Here is a 22801-nt window from a genome sequence, read left to right on the forward strand (position 1 = left end):
CTCGTGATGACCATCCGCACCGGCACCGACCTCGCCGCGGTCGAGGACGTCGTCGACGCCGTGACGGCGCACGGCGAACGGTACCTGGACCGGGTGTTCACCCTGCGGGAACGCACCGACACCGGCGACGACCCGGAGCGCCTCGCTGCCCGGTTCGCGGGCAAGGAGGCCGTCGTGAAGCTGCTCCGGCCGGCTCCGGACCAGGCGATCCCGCTGCGGGACGTCGCCGTCGTGCTCGACGCCGGCGGAGCCCCCACGGTCGAGCTGTCCGGAGCGGCCGCGGCCCTGGCGGAGTCGATCGGGTGCGGCCCGATCGCGGTCTCGTTGGCACACGAACGGGGGCTCGCGGTGGCGACAGCGGTGGCCCTCTCGGAGCGCTGACCCGGCGCTCCGGACAGGGGTGCGGTTTCCCGCACCGGCACGGCGGTTTCCCGAGGGCCGTTCCTCTTTACGGTTGCAGTCATGGAACAGGACCCGAACCCCTCCAGCACCACCGCGACGATCGCCGACCCGGCCACCGACCGGGCCGTCCGTCGCGCCCTCGCCGAGCACGGCCGGCTGACGGTCGACGCGTGGGACGTCGCGTCGATCGCCGACCTCTACGCCCTCGGCCTGACCTCGCACGCCACCGTCAACGTGATGCTCGCGGTGGAGTCGGACCTCGACGTCGAGTTCCCCGACTCCGTGCTGAACCGGTCCACCTTCGCGAGCGTCGAGTCGATCACCGCGGCCGCGGAGCTCGCGTCGTGACCCTGGTCCTGCCCGCTCCGTCGGTCATCGACCGCTTCGCCGAGCGTGCGAGCGCGGTGGCCGAGGTCGCCGCACAGTTCGCCGACGAGGTCGACCGCGACGCCCGCCCTCCGCGCGAGGCCATCGCTGCGATGCGGGAGTACGGCCTGCTCGCGGCAGCGGTGCCGACCGAGCACGGTGGCGAGGGTGCCTCCGTGGCCGAGCTCTCCGCGATCGCGACCGAACTCGGCCGGGCCTGCGCCGCGACCGGCATGGTGTTCGCGATGCACCAGGGCCAGGTCATGGCGCTCTGGCGGCACGGCGGCGACGGTGCCGGCGTGCTCGAGACCATCGAGGCCGTCCGTGGCGGTGCGCTCGTCGCGTCGGCCACCACCGAGCGCGGCGTCGGCGGCGACGCCCGGCGGTCCACGTGCTCCATCGAGCCGACCGACGACGGCCGGATCCGCCTGCGCAAGGACGCGCCGGCGATCTCGTACGCCACCGAGGCCGACGCGGTGTTCGTCACCGCCCGACGCGACCCGGACGCCCCGGCGTCGGACCAGCGACTGCTCATCTGCCGCACCGACACGATGGTCCTGTCGCAGACGTCCACCTGGGACACCATGGGCCTCCGCGGCACGTGCAGCAACGGGTGGATCCTCGACACCGAGACGACGACCGACCGCGTGTTCCGCGACGACTACGCCACGATCTCCGCCCAGACCGTCCTGCCGGTGTCGCACGTGCTCTGGGCCTCGGTCTGGCTCGGCATCGCGGTCTCGTCCGCCGAACGTGCCCGCAGCGCCGTCCGCAAGCAGGCCCGCGCCGCCGTCGGGACGACCCCGCCCGGTGCCCTGCGGCTGGCCGAGCTCCTGGTCGACCTGCAGGCCCTGGCCGACTCGGTGCGCCACGCCGCCGAACGGTTCGACGCCGCCGCCGACGACCCGGACGTGCTGGCCTCGAGCGCGTACGCCCTCGCCGCGAACGCCCTGAAGATCGGTGCGTCCGAGCGCGTCACCGACATCGTCACGAAGGCGCTGCGCATCGTCGGGATCGCGGGTTACGCCGCCTCGGGTCCGATGAGCATCGCCCGACACCTCCGAGACGCCCACGGGGCCGCCGTCATGGTGAGCAACGACCGTCTCCTCAAGAACGACGCCGACCTGGCCATCATGACGGGAGTGATCCTGTGACCATCACGGACACCACCACGCACACCACCGACACCAGCACCGCGGACACCGCCGCCGCGCTCGACGCCGCCCGCGCCGCCCTCCGCGCCCGCCTGCTCACCGACGGCGTCCTCCTCGACCTCGGCACGCCCGGCCTCTACGGCCGCACCGGGGTCTTCGAGAGCGTGTACGCCGCGGTCGACGCCGCAGCGGTGCGCAGCCAGCAGCACCTCGGCGCCGAGGTCCTGCGCTTCCCGCCGGTCGAGCCGCTCGCGTCGTTCGAGCGCACCGACTACATCGCGTCGTTCCCGGACCTCGCCGCGTCGATCTCCGGGTTCACCGGCGACGACCGCACCCACCGCGCACTGCTCGCCGCCCGCGAGCGCGGTGAGCGCTGGGAGGGGTTCCTCGAGCCGGCCGACCTCATGCTCACCCCCGCGGTCTGCCACCCGGTCTACGGCCTGATCGGCGACACCGTGCCCCGGCAGGGCCGGTTCTTCGACGTCCTCGGCGACTCCTTCCGCCGGGAGCCCTCCCTCGACCCGATGCGCCTGCAGGCCTTCCACATGCACGAGTTCGTGCACGTCGGCACCCCCGCGTCCGCGGCGGCCCACCGGGACGGCAGCATCCCGGTGATGCGCGCGCTGCTCGAGTCGTTCGGGCTCGAGATCGACGTCGTCCCCGCCAACGACCCCTTCTTCGGCCGCGTCGGGCAGATGCTCGCCCGCAACCAGGTCGAGCAGGCGCTCAAGTTCGAGTTCGTGACGAAGGTCTACGGTCCCGACCACGACGCCACCGCGATCAGCTCCGCGAACCTGCACGAGGACCACTTCGGCACCTCGTTCGGCCTCCGCACCGAGGACGGACAGGTCGCGCACAGCGCCTGCATCGCGTTCGGCCTGGAGCGCATCACCATCGCCCTGTTCGCCGCCCACGGCACGGACCTCGACGCCTGGCCGGCGTCCGCCCGCGCGGCCCTCGCCCTGTGACCACGCTCCACGGCTGGTCCGGATCGCCGGCGATCCGCGCCGCGGTCCAGCTCCCCGCCGCCGCGCGCGCCGGCGTCGTCATCTGCCCGCCGCTCGGGCAGGAGGGCGTCATCGCGTACCGCACGCTCCGTCTGCTGGCCGACCGCCTGGAGGCCCGTGGCATCGCCTCGGTGCGCTACGACCCGTCCGGACGTGGTGACGGCGCCCCCGACACCACGCCGGACGCGCAGGTCCGGTCCGCACGCCACGCCGCCGCCGTGCTCCGCACGACGGGGGTGCAGCACGTCGCCTTCGTCGGGCTGGCCTCGGCGGCCCTCGTCGCGGCGAACGCGGCCGCGGACACCGACGGCCTCGTCGTCTGGGACGCCCCGGCATCGGGCAAGGGCTGGCTCCGTCGGCAGCGCGCCCTCGCGACCATCACGATCGGTGCCGACCGCGTGGTCGACGGCGTCGAGAGCCTCATCGGGTTCGACGTCGAGCCGGACGAGGCCGCCGCACTCTCGGACCTCGCCTTCGCCCCGCGCACCGGGCCCACCGTCGCGCTCGTCCGCCCGGGTGCCCGGCCACCGAAGCCCCTCGGCGGTGTCGACGTGACCGAGGTCACCGGCAGCGCCGAGCTCCTCGACGGCACGAGCATCCACGCCCGCATCCCCGGAGCCGCCGTCGACACCGTCGTCGCCTGGCTCGACACGTGGGCACCCGAGACGGCGGTGCCCGTCCGCGCGCCCGTCCTCGACGAGGTCCTCGACGTCGACGGCCGCGTGTCGGAGCGGATCGTCCACCTCGGCGATCAGGGGCTGTTCGGGATCGAGACCGTCTCGTCCGCCCAGCACCACGACGCCCCCGTCGTCGTGCTCCACAGCGGCGGCGCCGAGCACCGCGTGGGCGCCACCGACTACCAGGTCGAACTCGCCCGCGCCCTCGCCCGCGACGGCGCCCGGGTCGTCCGGGTCGACCGCCGTGCCACCGGCGAGAGCACCGGCGTGCACGAGGACGAGCGGAGCTTCCTGTTTGCGCAGGAGTGGGTCGAGGACCAGTCCGCCGTCGTCACCGCGCTCGCCACACCATCGGACCGGCTCGTGCTCGTCGGCATGTGCGCCGGCGCCTGGGTCGCGGGCCGCGCCGTCGAGGAGGCCCCGCGCCTGGTCGTCGAGATCAGCCCGAACGACTACCGTCGCGTCCCGGCCGAGCCCGGCTCGTACGCCGACGGGGTCCGGGCGATCGACGCCCCGTCGCCCGCCCGGATGTGGGTGCGCGAGCGGTACAACCGGTTCGTGCCGAAGGCCGTCCGCGACCGGATCGCCCGTCGCGACCGGATGGGCGGGGTCGTCGGCCACGTCCGCCCGCTCGTCGAGCACGGCACCGACGTCGTCGTGATCGTCGCTCCCGAGGACGCAGCCCTGTTCGACCGGCTCGGTGGGCAGAAGGCCGTCCGGCGCTGGCCCGGTGACGACCGTCGCGGCTCGGTGTCCGTCGTCCGCGTCGAGGACGGCGACCACGCGCTGTTCTCCCCGGCCATGCGCGAGGCCGTCGTCGCCGAGGTGCGCTCCCGCGTCGCGGCGACGTTCCCCGTCCACACCTGACGCGGCCCGACCGGCTCAGCGGAGGCCGAGCTCCCGCGCGACGGCGTCGGGACGCTCGACGTGTGCGAAGTGCCCGCAGTCGTCGAGCAACACCGTCCGGACCTGCGGCACGAGCACCCGCAGCGCCTCGAGGTCCGAGACGCGGGCGAACACGTCGTCGCGCCCGGCGATCGCCGTCACCGGGCAGGTGACGGCGCGCCACCGGTCGACGTCGTACGCAGCCGCCGACCGTGCCGCCTCGGTGAACTGCTCCGGCCGGAGTTCCTCGACGAAGGCCTCGAGCACGCTCGGGTCCAGGCGTCGCACGTGCGTGAACACCGGCGCCGCGACGAGCGGCAACAGACCGACCCGGGCGATCCCCCGGAGCAGCGGACGAGCGACGCCCCCGGTCACCGTGAGGCCCGCACGCAGCAGGGTGAACGCCGGCAGGGTGCCGAGCGCCCGCACCGGGTGCCGAGCCGCACCGGCCGTCGCGACCGTGGTGCCGGACACCAGGGCGAGCGACCGCACCCGCTCGGGCGCCACCACCGCCAGGTGCAACCCGACGAACGCGCCCATGGAGTGCCCGACCGCGTCGACCGCGCCGAGACCCAGCGCGCCGAGGACCGCCGACACGGCACCCGTGACGGCGTCGAGCCCGAGCGGACCGTCCGGAGCCGGCGAGGACCCCCAGCCGGGCAGGTCGACGAGCACCAGGCCGCGGTCGCCGACGCCCTGTGCGGCGTGCAACAAGGGTGTCCACGTCGACCAGGAGCCGGCGACGCCGTGCAGCAGCAGGAGCGGGTCCGGGCCGGCGCGGTGGTGCACCACGACGGGGCCGGTCGGGGCCTCCACGACCGTGCGGGTCAGCCCCCAGGTGCCGGGCGTGACGCGCACCGGGTACGGGGCGTACGCATCAGAGGTGACCCCGTGACCACGTGGGTCGGTGTCGATGGCGTGCACCGGGCCTCCTGTCCGACCGTCGACGCGGACGCGTCCGTCAGGAGGGATTCGGAACGCTAGCCGACGGGGACGGGTGCCGAGCAGGCGGCGAGCCGGTCGAGGGCAGCCTTGTACTCGGCGACGTCGCGCTGCAGGCCGGGCTCGGTGATGATCGAAGCCTTGATCCGACCCTGCACGTCGATGACGAAGGTCGCGCGGGTGGCGAAGCCCTTGTTCTCGAGGAACACGCCGTACTCCTTCGAGACCGCGCCGTGCGGCCAGAAGTCGGCGAGCAGCTCGAAGTCGTAGCCGTTCGTCTCGGCGAACGACCGCAGCGTCGCCTTCGAGTCGACCGAGATGCCGAGGAGCTCGATGCGCTGGTCCTGGAACATCGTGATGTTGTCCTGCAGGGTGCAGAGCTCGTTCGTGCACCCGGACGAGAACGCCAGCGGGAAGAAGACGAGTGCGACCGGGCGGTTGCCGCGGAAGTCGCTGAGTCGGACGTGCTCACCGAACTGGTTCGGGAGCTCGAAGTCCGGCGCGAGTGAGCCGATCTCCAGTGCCATCGCTACGTGTGCTTCTTCCTCGGGCGAGGGGTGTGCCCGTCGGGTCCGTGCGCCGCAGATCGCGTGTGCACGATCGGCCATGCTACGCCGACGACACGCGAATGCAAGCACCCGTCCACCTGCACGTCACCATCAGCATCAGCGTCGGTCCTGGGGCCTAGAGTGGACGGGGCCCCAGCCGGTCGCGACCCGACCACCGGAGCCACCATGTCCACCACCACGAGAACGAACGAGGTCAAGGGTGACGGTGAACGACCAGGACCCGTACAGCGCCGGGGCGAACGACCAGGATCCGCAGGAGACCGCCGAATGGCGTGAGTCCCTCGACGGGCTGGTCCAGACCCACGGACACCAGCGCGGTCGCGAGATCATGCTGAGCCTGCTCAAGCGGTCCAAGGAACTGCACCTCGGTGTGCCGATGGTCCCGACGACGGACTACGTGAACACCATCGCGCCGGAGAACGAGCCGGAGTTCCCCGGCGACGAAGAGCTGGAGCGCCGGTACCGCCGCTGGATCCGCTGGAACGCGGCCATCACGGTGCACCGTGCACAGCGTCCCGGCATCGGGGTCGGCGGGCACATCTCGACGTATGCGTCCAGCGCTGCGATGTACGAGGTCGGCTACAACCACTTCTTCCGCGCGCAGGACCACCCCTCCGGTGGCGACCAGGTCTTCTTCCAGGGCCACGCCTCCCCCGGCATGTACGCCCGCGCGTACATGGAAGGGCGCCTCTCCGAGGACCAGCTCGACGGGTTCCGGCAGGAGAAGTCGCACGCCGGCGGCGGCCTGTCGTCGTACCCGCACCCGCGCCTCATGCCGCACTTCTGGCAGTTCCCGACCGTGTCGATGGGCATCGGCCCGATCAACGCGATCTACCAGGCGCAGCAGGCCAAGTACCTGTCGAACCGCGGCATCAAGGACGCCATGGACCAGCAGGTCTGGGCGTTCCTGGGCGACGGCGAGATGGACGAGGTCGAGTCCCGCGGGCAGCTCCAGGTCGCCGCGAACGACGGCCTCGACAACCTGAACTTCGTCATCAACTGCAACCTGCAGCGACTCGACGGTCCGGTCCGTGGCAACGGCAAGATCATCCAGGAGCTCGAGGCGTTCTTCCGCGGTGCGGGCTGGAACGTCATCAAGGTCGTCTGGGGCCGCGAGTGGGACGACCTGCTCGCCCGTGACACCGAGGGCGCGCTCCTCAACCTGATGAACCAGACGCCGGACGGCGACTACCAGACGTACAAGGCCGAGAACGGTGCCTACGTGCGCGAGAACTTCTTCGGGCGCGACCCGAAGGCGCTCGAACTCGTCAAGGACTACACCGACGACCAGATCTGGAACCTCAAGCGCGGTGGCCACGACTACCGCAAGGTCTACGCCGCGTTCAAGGCCGCGACCGAGCACAAGGGCCAGCCGACCGTCATCCTGGCGAAGACGGTCAAGGGCTACGGCCTCGGCCCGAGCTTCGAGGGCCGCAACGCGACCCACCAGATGAAGAAGCTCACGCTCGACAACCTCAAGCAGTTCCGCGACGAGATGCGCATCCCGATCTCCGACGCGCAGCTGGAGGAGAACCCCTACACGCCGCCGTACTACCACCCGGGCAACGACGACGAGGCGATCCAGTACATGCACGAGCGTCGTCGCGCGCTCGGTGGCTACGTGCCGGAACGTCGCACGAAGTACACGCAGTTCACGCTGCCGGACGATTCGAAGTACCAGGTCGTCAAGAAGGGCTCCGGCAAGCAGGAGGTCGCCACCACCATGGCGTTCGCGCGCCTGCTGAAGGACCTGCTGCGCTCGCCCGACTTCGGCGACCGCGTGGTCCCGATCATCCCGGACGAAGCACGCACCTTCGGCATGGACGCCTACTTCCCGTCGGCGAAGATCTACAACCCGAACGGCCAGCACTACACGTCGGTCGACCGCGAGCTCCTGTTGGCCTACAAGGAGAGCCCGCAGGGCCAGATCATCCACGTCGGCATCAACGAGGCGGGCGCCCTCGCGGCGTTCACCGCGGTCGGCACCTCGTACTCGACGCAGGGCGAGCCGCTCATCCCGGTCTACGTCTTCTACTCGATGTTCGGGTTCCAGCGCACCGGCGACGCCATCTGGGCCGCCGGCGACCAGATGACCCGTGGCTTCATGATCGGCGCCACCGCCGGCCGCACCACGCTGACGGGCGAAGGCCTGCAGCACGCGGACGGCCACTCGCCGCTCCTCGCCACGACGAACCCGGCCGTCGTCTCGTACGACCCGGCGTACGGCTACGAGATCGGCCACATCGTCAAGGCCGGCCTCGACCGCATGTACGGCACGAACGAGGACGGCTCGCCGAAGCACGCCGACCCGAACGTCATGTACTACCTGACGGTCTACAACGAGCCGCTGGTGCAGCCGGCCGAGCCCGAGGGCGTCGACGTCGAGGGCATCCTCAAGGGGATGTACCTGCTCAAGGCGAGCGAGCACGACGGCCCGAAGGCCCAGCTGCTCGCGTCCGGTGTCGCCGTGCCGTGGATCCTCGAGGCGCAGCAGCTCCTCGCCGAGGACTGGGGCGTGTCGGCCGACGTCTGGAGCGTCACGAGCTGGGGTGAGCTGTACCGCGACGGTGTGGCCGCCGAGCAGCAGGCGTTCCTCAACCCGAACGAGCCGGCCCGCACGCCGTTCGTCACCGAGCGCCTGCTCGGCACCGAGGGCCCGGTCGTCGCCGTGAGCGACTTCATGCACCTGGTGCAGGAGCAGATCCGCCCGTTCGTGCCGACCGACTACGCCACGCTCGGCGCCGACGGCTTCGGCTTCTCGGACACCCGTCCGGCCGCTCGCCGCTTCTTCCACATCGACGGCCCCTCGGTCGTCGTGCGGACGCTGCAGCAGCTCGCCCGCCAGGGCAAGGTCGACGGCGCGCTCGTCCAGCAGGCGATCGACAAGTACCGCCTGCACGACGTGACCGCCGGCACCACCGGCAGCGCGGGCGGCGAGAGCTGATCAACCCGTGACGACGGTCCGCCCGGACCACGAGAGCCAGGAGAGCGCGCGCGAGCGTGCGCTCTCCTGGCTCCGTCAGGTGTCCGGAGAACTCTCCACCGCCACGATCAAGCGCCTCGAGGACACGCTCCCCTGGTACAGCGAGATGCCACCGGGGCGCCGCTCCGCCGTGGGCCTCGTCGCCCAGGCCGGCATCACCTCGTTCATCAGCTGGCTCGAGGGCACCGCGTCGACGCCGTGGATCGCCGCGGCCGACGTCTTCGGGTCCGCCCCGCGGGAACTCCTGCGCTCGGTGAGCCTGCAGCAGACCCTGCAGCTCATCCGCGTCGTGGTGACCGTGGTCGAGGAACGCGCCGCCGACGACGAGATGCTGCAGGAGGCGATCCTCAAGTACTCCCGTGACATCGCGTTCGCCGCCGCCGACGTCTACGCCCGCGCGGCCGAGGCCCGTGGCCTGTGGGACGCCCGGCTCGAAGCGCTCGTGGTCGACTCGATCCTCTCCGGCGAGTACGACGACGAACTGCCCTCCCGCATCGCCGCCCTCGGGTGGCACGGCCACGGCGAGGTCGCGGTGCTCGTCGGCACCGCACCGAAGCAGCTCGAGGTCGACCAGGTCCGGCGCACCGCACGGCACATGGACGCCGACGTGCTCGTCGGGGTCCAGGGATCGCGGCTCGTCGTGGTGATCGGCCGCGCCACCCCGCGCGACGACGTCCCCGAGGGCGAAGAGCCCGTCTCCTTCACGACCATCGCGCAGGCCCTCGAACCCCTGTTCGGCGAGGGCCACCTGGTGCTCGGCAACGAGGTCCCCGGGGTCGTCGACGCCTCGACGAGCGCGAAGGCCGCCCTCGCCGGGTTCGCCGTCGCGCGTGCCTGGCGTGGCGTGCCCCGCCCGGCCCTGGCCGACGACCTGCTGCCCGAACGGGCCCTGGCCGGCGACCCCCTCGCCCGGTCGGCCCTGGTGCAGCGCATCTACGTCCCGCTCAAGGACCAGTCCACCGAGCTCCTGCAGACGCTCTGGTGCTACCTGGACACCGGGCGTTCGCTCGAGGCCACGGCGCGCGAGCTCTTCGTGCACCCGAACACCGTGCGCTACCGACTGCGCCGGGTCGCCGACATCATCGGCTGGGACGCCACGCACGCCCGTGACGCCCTGATCGTGCAGTCGGCGCTCATCCTCGGCGCGATGTCCGAGTCCGCGACCGGACGCCGCCGCATCACCCCACGGCGGTAGAGAACCAACAATGTCCCGCGGGGATTCGTGTGGGAAGTCCACACGGGCCCCGCGGGACGAGAACGCGAGGATTGTCCGGTGATCGTCGTCGTCGCGCCCGGACAGGGCTCCCAGACCCCCGGCTTCCTCGCCCCCTGGCTCGAGGACGCCACCGTTCGTGAACGAGTCGGGCAGTGGTCGGAGTCGATCGGCGTCGACCTCGCCGAGCACGGCACGAACTCCGACGCGGACACCATCAAGGACACCGCGCTCGCACAGCCCCTCATCGTCGCCGCCGGCCTGGTGACCGCCGACGCACTGCTCGCCGAGGGCCGTCGCGCCCTGGTGGGCGGGGTCGCCGGACACTCGGTGGGCGAGTTCACCGCCGCCGCGGTCGCCGGGATCCTCGAGCCGACCGACGCCGTCGCCCTGGTCGCCGAGCGCGGCCGGGCCATGGCCGACGCCGCCGCGCTCGAGCCGACCTCGATGGCCGCCGTCCTCGGTGGCGACGCCGACGCAGTGGCCGCAGCTCTCGCCGAACACGGTCTGGTGCCCGCGAACCACAACGGTGGCGGCCAGACCGTCGTCGCCGGTGCGGCCGACGCGATCGCGGCCCTCGCCGCCGACCCGCCCGCCAAGGCCCGCGTGATCCCGCTCGCCGTGGCCGGTGCGTTCCACACCCGGTACATGGCCCCCGCCGTCGAGCGGGTCGCCCCGGTCGCGGCCGCCGCCACGGTGCAGGACCCGACCCTGCCGATCTGGACGAACGCCGACGGCTCCCGGGTCGGCGACGGCCGCCGCTTCGTCGACCTGATGGTCCAGCAGATCGCGAACCCCGTGCACTGGGACGCGGTCATGGAGTCCTTCTCCGCCGCCGGCGTGACCGGCATCATCGAGCTCGCACCCGCCGGTGCCCTCGTCGGCCTGGCGAAGCGCGGCCTCCGCGGCACGCCGACCGTCGCCATCAAGACCCCCGACGACCTGCCTGCAGCGATCGACCTGCTGCAGCGCGCGGGCCAGGAAGCAGACGCAACCGCATGACCGACCCGACCACCCCGACGGACGCCCCCACGGGCCTCCCGACCGGATCCGCGCGCCCGCTGCTCCAGCAGCGCCGCGGCCACGAGTTCACCCGGATCCTGGCGTTCGGCGCCGCCCGCGGCGAGAACGTCGTGCCGAACGACGACCTCGTCGGCCCGATCGACTCGTCCGACGAGTGGATCCGGCAGCGCACCGGCATCATCACCCGCAAGCGCGCGGGCAAGGACGTCGAAGCCGTCGACCTCGCCGAGGCCGCCGCGCGCGAGGCCATCGAGAAGGCCGGCATCGAGCCGTCCCAGATCGGCGTCGTGCTCGTGAGCACCGTCACGCACACCGTCGCGACCCCGTCGATGGCGTCGCTGCTCGCCGAACGCATCGGGGCCACCCCGGCGGCCGCGTACGACATCAGCGCCGCCTGCGCCGGGTACGCCTACGGCATCGCCCAGGCCGACTCGTTCATCAAGTCCGGACTCGCCGACCACGTGCTGGTCGTCGGCGCCGAGAAGCTCAGCGACGTCGTCGACCCGACCGACCGCTCGATCTCGTTCCTGCTCGGGGACGGTGCCGGCGCCGCCGTGATCGGCCCGAGCGACTTCCCGGGCATCGCCCCCACCATCTGGGGTTCCGACGGCTCGAAGTGGGACGCCATCGGCATGACCGCGACCTACAACGAGTGGGAGGCCGGCGCACCGCGTCCGACCATGCGCCAGGCCGGGCAGACGGTGTTCCGCTGGGCCGTCTGGGAGATGGTCAAGGTCGCCCGCCAGGCACTCGATACCGCCGGGGTCCGCCCCGAGGACCTCGCCGCCTTCGTGCCGCACCAGGCGAACATCCGCATCATCGACGAGTTCGCCAAGCAGCTCGGCCTGCCCGAGACGGTGACGATCGCCCGCGACATCACCACCACCGGCAACACCTCCGCCGCGAGCATCCCGCTCGCCACGCACCGCCTGCTCGAGGAGCACCCGGAACTGTCTGGCGGCCTCGCCCTGCAGATCGGCTTCGGCGCCGGACTCGTCTTCGGCGCGCAGGTGGTCGTCCTCCCCTGATCCCCGCCCGGTCGCGCAGCCGCGCGCCCGGCCCCCATCCCGACGAGCCTCCGCGCACCCGGACCCCGCGTGCCCTAGGCTGGTCAACGGTCAAACGACACCCCCCTTCAAGGAGAACACTCATGGCCCTGTCCAACGAAGAAGTCCTCGCCGGCCTGGCCGAGCTGATCAACGACGAGACCGGTATCGCCACCGACACCGTCGCCGCCGACAAGTCCTTCACGGACGACCTCGACATCGACTCCATCTCGATGATGACCATCGTGGTCAACGCCGAGGAGAAGTTCGACGTGAAGATCCCGGACGAAGAGGTCAAGAACCTCAAGACCGTGGGCAACGCGGTCGACTACATCGTCAAGGCCCAGGCCTGACACGAGCTTCCTGAGCGCCGCGGCCCGCGGACCCCTGCGGGCCACGGCGCTCATCTTGTTCACCCCAACGAAAGAACACGTCGTCCCATGACCAAGAAGACCGTCGTCGTCACCGGGATCGGTGCGATCTCACCCCTCGCCGCGACCGCCCCGGACACCTGGGACGCGCTGCTCGCCGGCAAGTCCGGCATCACCCGCATCGAGGACCCCCGCTACGCCGAGCTCGAACTCCCCGTGGAGTTCGCCGGCCAGGCGCGCCGGTTCCTCACCGACCAGCTCACCCGCCCCGAGTCGAAGCGCCTCGACCCCTCGTCGCAGCTGTCGCTCGTCGCGGCGCGTGAGGCCTGGGCCGACGCCGGCATCGACGACGAGTCGGTCGTGCCCGAGCGTCTCATCGTCGACTGGGCGACCGGCATCGGTGGCGTCAACACGCTGCTCGACGCCTGGGACACCCTGCGCGAGAAGGGCCCGCGTCGCGTCCTGCCGATGACGGTCCCGATGCTCATGGCGAACGGCCCCGCCGCCGCCATCGAGATGGAGTTCGGCGCCCGTGGCGGCGCCCGCACCTACCTGTCGGCCTGCGCGTCCTCGACCGAGTCACTGGCCGAGGCGTACCGGCACATCGCCGACGGCGACGCCGACATCGTCATCACCGGTGGCGCCGAGGCCGCGCTGCACCCGCTCCCGCTGGCCGCGTTCGCCGCGATGCAAGCCCTGTCGCGCCGCAACGACTCCCCCGAGACCGCCTCGCGTCCGTACGACGTCACGCGTGACGGCTTCGTGCTCGGTGACGGCGCAGCAGCGCTCATCCTCGAGTCGAAGGAGCACGCGGAAGCCCGCGGCGCGACCATCTACGCCGAGGTCGCCGGCTCCGGCATCACCTCCGATGCCTTCCACATCACTGCGCCAGACCCCGAGGGCAGCGCCGCCGCCCGTGCGGTCCTGCAGGCCCTCGAGCACGCCGACGCGAGCATCGAGGACGTCGTGCACGTCAACGCGCACGCCACCTCGACCCCCGTCGGTGACGTCGCCGAGTACCACGCGATGCGTCGGGTCTTCGGCGACCACCTGGACGACGTCGTGGTGTCCGCCACCAAGGCGTCCACGGGCCACCTGCTCGGTGGTGCCGGTGCGATCGAGGCGGTCTTCACCGTCCTCGCGCTGCACAACCGCGTCGCCCCGCCGACGATCAACCTGCACGACCAGGACCCGGAGATCGTCATGGACGTCGCCCGCGAGCCGCGTGCGCTGCCCGAGGGCGACCTGCTCGCGGTCAGCAACTCGTTCGGCTTCGGCGGCCACAACGCCGTGGTCGCGTTCCGCAGCGTCTGATCCGTCACACCCGCTGCCAGGAGGCCCGTCCCGCGTCGTCGGGGCGGGCTTCCTTCGTTCCGGTGCCGGTTCGGAGTCCCGCCAAAACGCCGTCGTGTCGCTGAGGCGCCCCGGGAACGACGAGACGCCGCCGTGTTCGGCGGCGTCTCGAGTCTTCAGCGGTGTCAGGACAACACGCCGGCGTGTTGCGCACCCGACGCCGGCGTCCGCGCACCCGAGACGCCGGCGTGTTGCGAGTCGGGTCAGCCGACGCGGTGCAGCCAGACGACCGGGTTGCCCTCGGCCGCGTGGCGGAAGGGCTCGAGCTCGTCGTCCCAGGCCTGCCCGAGGGCGAGTCGGAGTTCACGGTGCAGCTCGAGGGCATTGCTGCCCGCGACCTCCATCGCGTAGCGCACCCGGTCCTCGGGGATGACCATGTTGCCCGTGACGTCGGTCTGGGCGTAGAACACACCGAGGTCGGGCGTGTGCATCCAGCGGCCGCCGTCCGAGGCGCTCGTCGGCTCCTCGGTGACCTCGTACCGCAGGTGCTCCCACCCGCGCAGGGCCGACGCGATCGCGGCACCGGCGCCCACCGCACCGGTCCACGTGTACTCGGTCCGGCGCGCACCGTCCTGTGCGGGCTGGTCGAGCCACGAGAAGTTCACGGCGCGGTTCATCGCGCGACCTGCTGCCCATTCGACGTGCGGGCAGAGCGCGCGGGGTGAGGAGTGCACGTAGAGCACTCCTGTCGTCGTTCCGTTCACGGTTCCTCCGATACGTCAGGTGCGACTTCCCCATCGACCTGGTGCGGAGGATCCTGACCCGAGGGGCCACGGAACCATCGGTATGCGATTGTGATGTCCCGACGGGACACGCCCATTATGCAGCGCCACGCCTGGGAACGGCAAGGACCCGACCGGATCAGTGCCATCGCAACCCGTCAGTGCAGGACGGCACCGTTCGCGTCGACCGGGTACCGCTCCCCCGCCGTGATCGGCACCGGGACGCGGTTGTCCTCCGGTGGGATCGGGCAGGCGTACTGGTACGAGAACGCGCACGGCGGCAGCACCAGCCGGTTCCAGTCGAGCTCGACCGTGGCCTCGGCGCCGGGGTCGTCGAGGTACAGGAACCGACCCATCGAGTAGGTGCTGCCCGGGTCGTCCTCGGGCAGGGCACTCGTGGCGTCCTGCACGATGAGCTGCAGCCGGGCGGCTCCGCGGTGGGCAGCCGACCGGACGGCGACGAAGCGCACCGCGGCACCACCCACGACGGTCTCGACGTGTCCGGCGACCGGCAGGGCGTCGCCGGCGGCGTCACGGACGCTGCCTCGGGCCTCCAGGGCATCCCGGACCAGCGGGACGTACGTGCCGGACGTCACCCAGTCGCCGGACCAGGCGAAGCGGGCGATCTGCGCGAAGCGGGCGATCGCCTCGGAGGACGGGTCCCAGACGCGCAGGGTGTCGCCGCTGACGGTGCCGGCGAAGCCGTCCGGCAGCGCGACGGTCGACGGCACGACGGCGGTGTCCCCGGCCACCAGGACCGTGCCGTCGACCGGGACGCCGTCGACCACGACGCCGTCGGATGCCTCGGCCGTCACGGTGAGTCCGCCGACGGCCGGGGCCCACGTCCCGGGGACCGGCCAGACCGGCTGCGGGTGGTCGACGTGCTGGGCGTTCACCAGGGCGAGCGGCCCACGGGCACTGCGCGCCCAGCGGTCACGGTCGTGGACGTGCTCGGCGAAGGCGGCGACGACCGCGTCGTCGGGTGCGCCGGTGCCGTTCGTCACGCCTGCTCCTGGCGGGGGTAGATGACCTTCTGCACGATGATGATGACCGACGCCGCGACGGGCAGCGCCACGAGCGCGCCGAGCACGCCGCCGATCGTGCCGCCGGCGACCGCCGCGATGACCACGAGGGCGCCGGGCACCTGGACGGCCCGCGACATGATGCGCGGGGAGATCAGGTAGGCCTCGACCTGCATGTAGACCAGGTAGTAGATGCCCGAGAACAGGGCGGTGGCCGGCGACGCGAAGAAGCAGAGCAGCGAGATCACGATCGCGGCGGCCAGCGTGCCGACCAGCGGGATCAGCGAGCCGAGGAACGCGATGAACGCGAGCAGCACGGGCAGCGGTGCACCGATGATGAGCAGGAAGATGAAGCTCAGGATGCCGTTGATGAGCGCCTGCGACACCTGCCCGACGACGTACCGGCCGACCGCCTGCGTGATCTGCTCGCTCACGTCGATGAAGTTCTGGCGACGGGACGCCGGGACGAACCGGTAGGCCGCGCGCTTCATGCCCCGCATCGACGCGAGGAAGTAGAGCATCAGGATGATGACGATGAGCGCCCCGGTGACCCCGGACAGGATCCCGCTGCCGACCGCCAGGATCCCGCCGCCGACGCTGAGCAGGTTGCCCGGCTTCTCGACGAAGGACTGCAGCGACTGCAGCGCGTGGTCGATGTCGAACGACCCCGCGAACTGCTTCGACAGGTCCTGCACCCACGGCTGCTGCGAGATGTCCTGCACGATCTCGGGGAAGTTCTGGACCAGGTTCGAGGTCTGCTCCACCAGGATCGGGACGACGGCGAAGACGATGCCGGCGAAGGCCCCGAGGACGACCACCACGACGATCGTGATCGCGGACCAGCGCGGGATGATCCGCTCGAGGAACGACACGAGGGGGTCGATGCCGAGCGCCAGGAACAGCGCGACCCCGATGTAGACCAGGACCGTGCTCAGCTCGTTGATGATCGACCCGGCGAGCAGCGCGACGAGCACCCCGATGGCGCCCATGAACCCGATGCGGAAGGCGTTCACGCGCACGCCGGTACCGCCGCGGGTCACCTCGAAGGTGACGTTCGGTGTCGGTGCATGGTCGTCCTGCGACGTGTCGCGCTTCCTTGGCATGTGCACGTAGGGCGGGCGGGACTCGAACCCGCGGATCGTTCGGTTATGAGCCGACTGCCTTGACCAGCTTGGCTACCGCCCCTCGCCGGAGACCCTCAGGCCACCGGCTCACCACGATACAGCGACTCGAACGTCGACAGCGTGCGGTTGATGTCGTGTGCCTCGATCATGGCCAGGCTGCGTTCCCGCATCGCCACGTACTCCGACTCGGGCGCGGTGAGCACCGTCGTGAGCTTCGCCGCCAGGTCGTCCACGTCGCCGGGGGTGAACAGGTACCCGTTGCCGTCGATCAGGTGCGGCAGCGCCATCGAGTCGGCGGCGACGACGGGCAGTCCCGAGGCCATCCCCTCGAGCGACGAGATGCTCTGCAGTTCCGCCGTGGACGGCATCGCGAACACCGTCGCGTTGGTCAGCGCCTCCTGCTTGCGCTCGTCGGAGACGAAGCCCAGGAACCGCACGCGGTCCTCGAGCCCGAGCTCCTTCGCCAGCGCGGTGAGCTTCGGGATCATCTCGCCGTCGCCGACGATCGTCAGCGTCGCGGACAGCTCGGCGGGCAGCAGCGCCACCGCGCGGACCAGCACGTCGAGGTTCTTCTCGGGGGCCACACGACCCACGAACACGATGTCGTTGTTGACCGGGCGTCCCTCGCGCGCCACGTACCGGGACGCGTCGATGCCGCACGAGATCGCGAGGACCTGCTGTCCGGCGATGGCCTTCCGCAGGTAGTCGGCGGCCAGGTTCGTCGGCGTCGTGATGGTGTCGGCCAGCCGGTAGGTCTTGGCGGCGTCGCTCCACGCGATCTTCAGCGCGAGGGGCAGCGTCCACTTGCCGAACGGCGTGTACTCGAGCAGGTTCTCCGGCATGAAGTGGTTCGTCGCGATGACCCGGATGCCGCGGTCGTTCGCCTCGTGCACGATGCCGCGGCCGATGACCACGTGCGACTGGATGTGCAGCACGTCGGGCTTCACGGCGTCGAGGATCGGGCCGGTCCACTTCCGGACGCTCCACGGCCACACGAAGCGCAGCCACGGGTGCAGCGGCCACTTGTACGACTTCAGGCGGTGCACGACGAGCGTGACGCCGTGGTGCTCCTCGTCGAAGGTGCCGTACTGGCGGCTCGAGGCCGGGGCCACGACGTGCACCTCGTGCCCGCGCTCGGCGAGACCGACGGCGAGCTGCTCGGCGAAGGTGGCGGCGCCGTTGACGTCGGGGGCGAAGGTGTCCGCTGCGATCAGCACGCGCAACGGTCGGTGACCGCCCGTCGCACCCGTCGGTCCGGCGGTGGCGGTGGTGGCGTCTCCTGACACGGCTGAGTTCGTCCTCTCGTGGGCGATGGCTGGTCGGCAGTGACGCTATCGCACCAGGATCGACGGTCGCGTCAGCCGCGCGGATGAGGGCGGCGACCTCCGGGCGCGCGGCGTCAGGCCCGGGTCTGCGGGTGGTGCTTGGCGAGCAGGAACACCCCGGTGATGGCGATGCCGGCTGCGACCACGAACCCCGCCACCGCGAACCACGGCGCCCCCGAGGCCTCGCCGAGCACGATGACGCCGATGCCGACCGCGACGATCGGGTCGATCACCGTCAGCCCCGCGATCACGAGGTCGGCCGATCCGCTCGAGTACGCGTTCTGCACGAAGTACCCGCCGAGCGACGCCGCCACGACCACGCCGGCGATGGCGAGCACGGTCAGCCAGTCGAACGTGCCGTTCACGAACCGGTTGAGCACGACCTTGGCCAGTGTCGCCACGAACCCGTAGAGCACCCCCGCCCCGACGATGTAGTAGAGCGCGCTGCGGTGCTTGGCCACGAGCCGGAACGACACCAGCACGAGCACCAGCACGACGGCCAGGATCACCAGCACGGTGACGAGCTGCTGGCGGGTGATCGCACTCTCGTGCCCGACGAACGCCGCGATCCCGACGAAGATGCCGACGCCGATGATGCACGTCCACACGGCCCGCCGGGCACGGCGACCGAGCGGCACACCCGACGACCGCGACGAGAACCACGTCGTGATGACCAGGGCGACGGCACCCAGCGGCTGCACGACGATCAGGGGCGCGAACGTGATGCTGATGAGCTGGAGCACGACCGCGATGCCGAGCATGAGCGTGCCGAGCACCCAGTAGCCGCTCGAGACGAGCCCGACGACGTGCCGGACGCTCAGCCCCTTCGACTGCCGACCGAGACGTGCTTCGACCCGCTGCACCCCGCGGCTCTGGAACTGCGCCCCGAGCGACAGGAACACCGCACCGATCAGGGCCACCGGGATCATCAGCGCCTGGAACGGCGTGAGGTTGCTCACGGCGTCCGGCAGCTGGAGGTCCGTCGTCACGCGTCGAGGCTACCGTCCCCCGCCGGATAACCTGGGTGAATGGCCGTTCTCCCGATCCGCATCACCGGCGAACCCGTCCTGCACGAGCGTGCAGCCGAGGTCACCGCGTTCGATGACGACCTCCGCACCCTCGTCGCCGACATGCTCGAGACCATGGACCTGGCCCCCGGCGTCGGCCTGGCCGGACCGCAGGTGGGCGTCGGCAAGCGCCTGTTCGTGTACTCCTACACCGATGACGACGACGTCCTGCACCGGGGCGCCGCCGTCAACCCGGTCCTGTGGATCACACCCCCGGTCCCCGAGTCCGTCGAGGAGCTCGACGAGGACGAGGAGTCCGAGGGCTGCCTGTCGATCCCGGGCGAGCGGTTCCCGCTCCGCCGCTCCGAGGGCGCCCTGCTGCGTGCCTTCGACGAGCACGGCACCCCGTTCGAGGTCGAGGCGCACGGCTGGCTGGCCCGCATCTTCCAGCACGAGTACGACCACCTGGACGGCTGGCTCTACGCCGACCGCCTGGTGCACCCCTACGGCAAGCAGGTCGCCAAGGCGATCCGCAAGAGCAGCTGGGGCGGACCCGGCCAGTCCTGGTTGCCGGGTCGCGACCACCCCGAGGGCTGACGCCCGTCCTGCCGCCGTCGGCCCCTCGCTGGTGCGGCGGTCGGTCTGGAGGCCCGGCTCAGCCCCGGTAGGCCGCCAGCGCGTCCCGCAGGTGGTCGGTCTCCGGGTGTCCGGGGCAGTACCGCAGGAGGCCTGCGGCTACGTGCGCACCGCGCTCGTCGGCGACCGCCGACGTCCACGGGTCCGAGCCGCGCACCGCGCAGGCGCTCGCGAGCTCGACCAGGGTCGCGTCGCCACGCGCCGCCGTCACCGCGGCCTGCTGCTGACTCGACGGCACCGAGCCGGTCAGGCGCTTCGCCGAGCAGTCGGCACGCTCGGCATCCCACACCGCCGAGTAGGTCGTGTAGGTCTCGCTGTCCGATCCGCCGCGGTCGCAGACGAACGCGAAGACCACCGGCGACGCGCCCGAGCCCAGCCCGGTGTCCGAGCTCGTCGGGTCCTCGGACGCATCGGTGTCCGGGCCGACGCTGCTGCAGCCGGTGAGCACCGCCGTCGCGGCGACGACCACGCCCAGGAGCGCGAGTCGAGGCGAACGGGAACGGTGCACCTGTGAACGCTAACAGCATCGACCGGGCACGAGCCGCGCGAACGCTGCGGATCCGGTGCGCAGGTGCGCAGGTGCGCTGGCGTGCTGGTGCAGTTCGGCAGCGGGAACGCAAAAGGTCCCCACCCCGAAGGATGAGGACCTGTCGCTCCCCGAGTTGGACTCGAACCAACAACCTGCCGGTTAACAGCCGGCTGCTCTGCCAATTGAGCTATCGAGGATCACTGTTCGCTGGCGAATGACGTGCGAACAACGGGTAACAGCATAGCAGGACCCTGCGGCCCTCCACCGCATCGGACACGCCGCCCGGGCGCGCCGCGCGGTGGAGCCCCCAGGTCAGTACCCGGCGACCGGGTCGACGACGCCGACGAAGCCCTCGCCGTCGCCCCCGAGGAACGCCGTGGCGTTCAACCGGACGCGCTCGGCCAGCAGGGGCGCGACCATGTCCGGGGTGTCGGCCTGGTGCGGGGTGATGACCGCGCCGGGCTCCGACCAGAGCGGGTGCCCGTCGGGCAGCGGCTCGGGGTCGGTGACGTCGAGGCCCGCCGCGGCGATCTCCCCGGTGCGCAGGGCGTCGACCAGGGCGTCGGTGTCGACGAGTCCGCCGCGCGCGATGTTCACCAGCCTGGCGAAGGGCTTCATGATCCGGAACTGCCGCTCACCGAAGAGCTTCGCGGTGCCCGAGGTCATCGCCGCCGCGATCATCACGACGTCGGCGTCGGGCAGGACCTGGTCGAGCTCGTCGGTGGTGACGGTCCGCGCGGCTCCCGGCACGGGCTCGGGCGAGCGGCGCACGACGGTGACGTCGACGTCGAACGGCGCGAGCAGCCGGAGGTACTCGAGCGCGATCCCCCCGGCACCGATCACGACGACGTTCCGCCCGTACAGCGAGACCCCCTCGGGCTCGGTCGCCCACGACGACGCACGAGCGCGCTTCTGCAGGACCCGGAGCGTGCCGAGGGTCAGCGCCAGCGCGTGCTCGGCGACCGGCTCCGCGTAGGCGCCCTTGGCCGAGGTGAACAGCACGCGGTCGCCGTGCTCAGCGATGAGGTGCGCGAAGGCGTCCACGCCGGCGAACGGCAGCTGCACCCACCCGACGGCGGGGTGCCGGCGCAGGGTTTCGTCCAGGCCGGCGGGATCGCGGTTGTCGAGCCAGACGATGCCGCGGGTGTCCGGGCCGAGCGGCCCGACCGTCCCGCCGGCCTCGGTCACGACCCGCGCGTGCAGGTCGCTCGGTCCGACGGTCCCGCTGGCCTCGGGGGCCGCGCTCACGGGCCGGTCGGCCGGCGCGGGCAGCACCGCGACGGGGCCGGACTCCGGGGGTCGGATCGGCAGGGGCGTGCGGGCAGTGGGGACGACTGCCCGGTGCCCGCGGGCCGGCTCCGCGGCGCTCACAGGCCCTCGGGCCGGTCGGTGCGCGGGCCGGTGCCGGCGGCGAGCGGACGGCGCGGCGCCGACGAACGGCGGGACGTGCTCGGTGCCGGACGACGCTTCACCCCGCGGGCCGCGGTCGAGGCGAGGGTCTTCACGTAGGGGTCGACGGGGTTGTCGAGGACCTCGTCGAAGGTGCCGAGCCCGACGAGCCGAGCATCGGCCATCACGGCGACACGGTCGGCGAGGGCGCGGGCCTCGCGCAGGTCGCTGGACACGACGACGGCCGAGAACTGCCGGCCACGCTGCAGCGTCGCCAGGGCCTCGAGCACGGACTGCCGCACGAGCACGTCGACCCCGCGTGCCGGTTCGTCCGCGACCAGCAGCTGGGGTTCGAGCACGAGCGCCTTCGCCAGGGCGACACGCTGGCGCTGCCCGCTCGAGAGCTCCCACGTGTTCAGGCGCATCGCCCCGAGCGGCAGGTGCACCGCGTCGAGCAGCCGGGCCACGATGAGCCCGGCCTCGCGCCGGTCGAACCGGCGGTCGCGGGCGTAGATCGGTTCGGCGACGGCCTCGCCCACGGTCAGGTCCGGGCTGAGCCGGTCGGCGCCGTCCTGCGGCAGGTAGCCGATCCGGCCGCTCAGCCGTTCGAGCTTGCGCGACGACGGGCGGAGGCCCCGGGTCTTCTGGCCGAGCACGGTCAGCTCGCCGCCGACGATGTGCCGACGGAGGGCCCCCTCGCCCTCGCCGTGGGACCCGAGCTGGCCGGCGATGGCGGCGGCGAAGGTCGACTTGCCCGAGCCCGACTCACCGAGCAGGGCGAGGATCTCCCCCTGCCGGACCGTCAGGCTCACGCCGTCGACGGCCCGGATGGACTCGCCCCCGCGTCCGCCCCGGTACTCGATCGACACGTCGTCCGCGACGACCGCCGGTCCGTTGACCGCGATCATGGGTCCCCTTCCACGCCGCCCCCTGGCGGCGGTTCGCGACGGACCGCCCTGGCAGGTCCGTCGTGCGTACAGCAGTGGAGCCGACCACCCTGGAGGCCCGGCGTGCGTCGGCGACGCTGGCCGGGCCTCCAGGGTGGGTCACGTCGGG

The 22801-nt window shown here is 71.9% G+C and carries 22 protein-coding genes and 2 tRNA genes; 12 read left to right on the forward strand and 12 right to left on the reverse strand.

The window, feature by feature from the left end; all coding sequences use genetic code 11:
- Window positions 1-6: 6 nt before the first annotated feature.
- The 5 genes from ABRP24_RS11490 (at window position 7) to ABRP24_RS11510 (ending at window position 4473) form a co-directional block, all read left to right on the forward strand.
- Window positions 7-381, forward strand: a complete 375-nt coding sequence (locus ABRP24_RS11490) for a holo-ACP synthase (RefSeq protein ID WP_171907809.1) — start codon at window positions 7-9, stop codon at window positions 379-381.
- A gap of 81 nt (window positions 382-462) precedes the next feature.
- Window positions 463-750: an acyl carrier protein gene (locus tag ABRP24_RS11495; RefSeq protein ID WP_051596691.1), complete on the forward strand. Its 288-nt coding sequence runs from the start codon at window positions 463-465 to the stop codon at window positions 748-750.
- Complete coding sequence (locus ABRP24_RS11500) at window positions 747-1922, forward strand: acyl-CoA dehydrogenase family protein (RefSeq protein WP_349848306.1); 1176 nt, start codon at window positions 747-749, stop codon at window positions 1920-1922. The genes ABRP24_RS11495 and ABRP24_RS11500 overlap by 4 nt, the downstream gene beginning before the upstream one ends.
- Window positions 1919-2890 (forward strand): amino acid--[acyl-carrier-protein] ligase, encoded by a 972-nt coding sequence (locus tag ABRP24_RS11505; RefSeq protein WP_349848308.1) that lies wholly within the window; start codon window positions 1919-1921, stop codon window positions 2888-2890. The genes ABRP24_RS11500 and ABRP24_RS11505 overlap by 4 nt, the downstream gene beginning before the upstream one ends.
- Window positions 2887-4473, forward strand: a complete 1587-nt coding sequence (locus tag ABRP24_RS11510) for an alpha/beta fold hydrolase (RefSeq protein WP_349848310.1) — start codon at window positions 2887-2889, stop codon at window positions 4471-4473. The genes ABRP24_RS11505 and ABRP24_RS11510 overlap by 4 nt, the downstream gene beginning before the upstream one ends.
- Window positions 4474-4488: 15 nt before the next feature.
- Here ABRP24_RS11510 and ABRP24_RS11515 read toward each other — a convergent pair whose 3' ends face one another.
- Window positions 4489-5415, reverse strand: a complete 927-nt coding sequence (locus ABRP24_RS11515; RefSeq protein ID WP_214522469.1) for an alpha/beta fold hydrolase — start codon at window positions 5413-5415, stop codon at window positions 4489-4491.
- A 56-nt stretch (window positions 5416-5471) separates the two neighbouring features.
- Complete coding sequence (locus ABRP24_RS11520) at window positions 5472-5960, reverse strand: peroxiredoxin (RefSeq protein WP_071248033.1); 489 nt, start codon at window positions 5958-5960, stop codon at window positions 5472-5474.
- Window positions 5961-6201: 241 nt separating this feature from the next.
- Between ABRP24_RS11520 and aceE the strand changes: the two genes are divergently transcribed.
- From aceE to ABRP24_RS11550, 6 genes are all read left to right on the forward strand, one after another.
- Window positions 6202-8946, forward strand: a complete 2745-nt coding sequence (aceE, locus tag ABRP24_RS11525) for a pyruvate dehydrogenase (acetyl-transferring), homodimeric type (RefSeq protein WP_071405343.1) — start codon at window positions 6202-6204, stop codon at window positions 8944-8946.
- A gap of 7 nt (window positions 8947-8953) precedes the next feature.
- Window positions 8954-10180, forward strand: coding sequence for a CdaR family transcriptional regulator (locus ABRP24_RS11530; RefSeq protein WP_027465341.1), 1227 nt, complete (start codon window positions 8954-8956; stop codon window positions 10178-10180).
- A 78-nt stretch (window positions 10181-10258) separates the two neighbouring features.
- Window positions 10259-11200, forward strand: a complete 942-nt coding sequence (locus tag ABRP24_RS11535) for an ACP S-malonyltransferase (protein ID WP_176708632.1) — start codon at window positions 10259-10261, stop codon at window positions 11198-11200.
- Entirely contained in the window at window positions 11197-12249 is a 1053-nt protein-coding gene (locus ABRP24_RS11540) for a beta-ketoacyl-ACP synthase III (RefSeq protein WP_349848313.1), read from the forward strand. The genes ABRP24_RS11535 and ABRP24_RS11540 overlap by 4 nt, the downstream gene beginning before the upstream one ends.
- Window positions 12250-12371: 122 nt before the next feature.
- Complete coding sequence (locus ABRP24_RS11545; RefSeq protein WP_017886710.1) at window positions 12372-12620, forward strand: acyl carrier protein; 249 nt, start codon at window positions 12372-12374, stop codon at window positions 12618-12620.
- 87 nt (window positions 12621-12707) lie between these two features.
- The gene (locus ABRP24_RS11550; protein ID WP_027465338.1) at window positions 12708-13952 is read left to right on the forward strand and encodes a beta-ketoacyl synthase; all 1245 of its coding nucleotides are present in this window, start codon (window positions 12708-12710) and stop codon (window positions 13950-13952) included.
- Between the two features lie 242 nt (window positions 13953-14194).
- Here ABRP24_RS11550 and ABRP24_RS11555 read toward each other — a convergent pair whose 3' ends face one another.
- The 6 genes from ABRP24_RS11555 to ABRP24_RS11580 form a co-directional block, all read right to left on the reverse strand.
- On the reverse strand, window positions 14195-14695 hold the full coding sequence (locus tag ABRP24_RS11555) for a DUF3145 domain-containing protein (RefSeq protein ID WP_027465337.1): 501 nt from the start codon (window positions 14693-14695) through the stop codon (window positions 14195-14197).
- A gap of 176 nt (window positions 14696-14871) precedes the next feature.
- Entirely contained in the window at window positions 14872-15717 is an 846-nt protein-coding gene (locus tag ABRP24_RS11560) for a DUF1684 domain-containing protein (protein ID WP_349848317.1), read from the reverse strand.
- Entirely contained in the window at window positions 15714-16838 is a 1125-nt protein-coding gene (locus ABRP24_RS11565; RefSeq protein WP_173033412.1) for an AI-2E family transporter, read from the reverse strand. The genes ABRP24_RS11560 and ABRP24_RS11565 overlap by 4 nt, the downstream gene beginning before the upstream one ends.
- 7 nt (window positions 16839-16845) lie before the next feature.
- Window positions 16846-16920 (reverse strand) — tRNA-Ile (locus ABRP24_RS11570).
- A gap of 13 nt (window positions 16921-16933) precedes the next feature.
- Window positions 16934-18145: a glycosyltransferase gene (locus ABRP24_RS11575; RefSeq protein ID WP_027465335.1), complete on the reverse strand. Its 1212-nt coding sequence runs from the start codon at window positions 18143-18145 to the stop codon at window positions 16934-16936.
- A 113-nt stretch (window positions 18146-18258) separates the two neighbouring features.
- Window positions 18259-19173 carry a DMT family transporter gene (locus ABRP24_RS11580; RefSeq protein ID WP_173033410.1) on the reverse strand — a complete coding sequence of 305 codons (915 nt, stop codon included), beginning with the start codon at window positions 19171-19173 and terminating at the stop codon, window positions 18259-18261.
- A gap of 39 nt (window positions 19174-19212) precedes the next feature.
- Between ABRP24_RS11580 and def the strand changes: the two genes are divergently transcribed.
- Window positions 19213-19788, forward strand: a complete 576-nt coding sequence (gene def, locus ABRP24_RS11585; protein WP_071405349.1) for a peptide deformylase — start codon at window positions 19213-19215, stop codon at window positions 19786-19788.
- Between the two features lie 58 nt (window positions 19789-19846).
- Here def and ABRP24_RS11590 read toward each other — a convergent pair whose 3' ends face one another.
- The 4 genes from ABRP24_RS11590 to ABRP24_RS11605 all read right to left on the reverse strand — a co-directional run bounded on the left by ABRP24_RS11590 (window position 19847) and on the right by ABRP24_RS11605 (window position 22653).
- Window positions 19847-20335, reverse strand: a complete 489-nt coding sequence (locus tag ABRP24_RS11590; RefSeq protein WP_214523899.1) for a hypothetical protein — start codon at window positions 20333-20335, stop codon at window positions 19847-19849.
- A gap of 145 nt (window positions 20336-20480) precedes the next feature.
- A tRNA-Asn gene (locus ABRP24_RS11595) sits at window positions 20481-20553 on the reverse strand.
- Window positions 20554-20668: 115 nt separating this feature from the next.
- On the reverse strand, window positions 20669-21727 hold the full coding sequence (locus ABRP24_RS11600; protein WP_349848321.1) for an NAD(P)-dependent oxidoreductase: 1059 nt from the start codon (window positions 21725-21727) through the stop codon (window positions 20669-20671).
- Window positions 21724-22653 (reverse strand): ATP-binding cassette domain-containing protein, encoded by a 930-nt coding sequence (locus ABRP24_RS11605; RefSeq protein WP_173033404.1) that lies wholly within the window; start codon window positions 22651-22653, stop codon window positions 21724-21726. The genes ABRP24_RS11600 and ABRP24_RS11605 overlap by 4 nt, the downstream gene beginning before the upstream one ends.
- Window positions 22654-22801: the final 148 nt, after the last annotated feature.

The sequence above is a fragment of the Curtobacterium sp. WHRI 8282 genome (assembly GCF_040223925.2).
GTDB classification, from domain to species: Bacteria; Actinomycetota; Actinomycetes; order Actinomycetales; family Microbacteriaceae; genus Curtobacterium; species Curtobacterium flaccumfaciens.

What these genes read in the sequence shown, in the direction of transcription:
- ABRP24_RS11490 (WP_171907809.1), top strand. Translation starts at nt 7, where the DNA reads ATGACCATCCGCACCGGCACCGACCTCGCCGCGGTCGAGGACGTCGTC.
- ABRP24_RS11495 (WP_051596691.1), top strand. Translation starts at nt 463, where the DNA reads ATGGAACAGGACCCGAACCCCTCCAGCACCACCGCGACGATCGCCGAC.
- ABRP24_RS11520 (WP_071248033.1), bottom strand. Translation starts at nt 5,960, where the DNA reads ATGGCACTGGAGATCGGCTCACTCGCGCCGGACTTCGAGCTCCCGAAC.
- ABRP24_RS11540 (WP_349848313.1), top strand. Translation starts at nt 11,197, where the DNA reads ATGACCGACCCGACCACCCCGACGGACGCCCCCACGGGCCTCCCGACC.
- ABRP24_RS11545 (WP_017886710.1), top strand. Translation starts at nt 12,372, where the DNA reads ATGGCCCTGTCCAACGAAGAAGTCCTCGCCGGCCTGGCCGAGCTGATC.
- ABRP24_RS11550 (WP_027465338.1), top strand. Translation starts at nt 12,708, where the DNA reads ATGACCAAGAAGACCGTCGTCGTCACCGGGATCGGTGCGATCTCACCC.
- ABRP24_RS11565 (WP_173033412.1), bottom strand. Translation starts at nt 16,838, where the DNA reads ATGCCAAGGAAGCGCGACACGTCGCAGGACGACCATGCACCGACACCG.
- def (WP_071405349.1), top strand. Translation starts at nt 19,213, where the DNA reads ATGGCCGTTCTCCCGATCCGCATCACCGGCGAACCCGTCCTGCACGAG.
- ABRP24_RS11605 (WP_173033404.1), bottom strand. Translation starts at nt 22,653, where the DNA reads ATGATCGCGGTCAACGGACCGGCGGTCGTCGCGGACGACGTGTCGATC.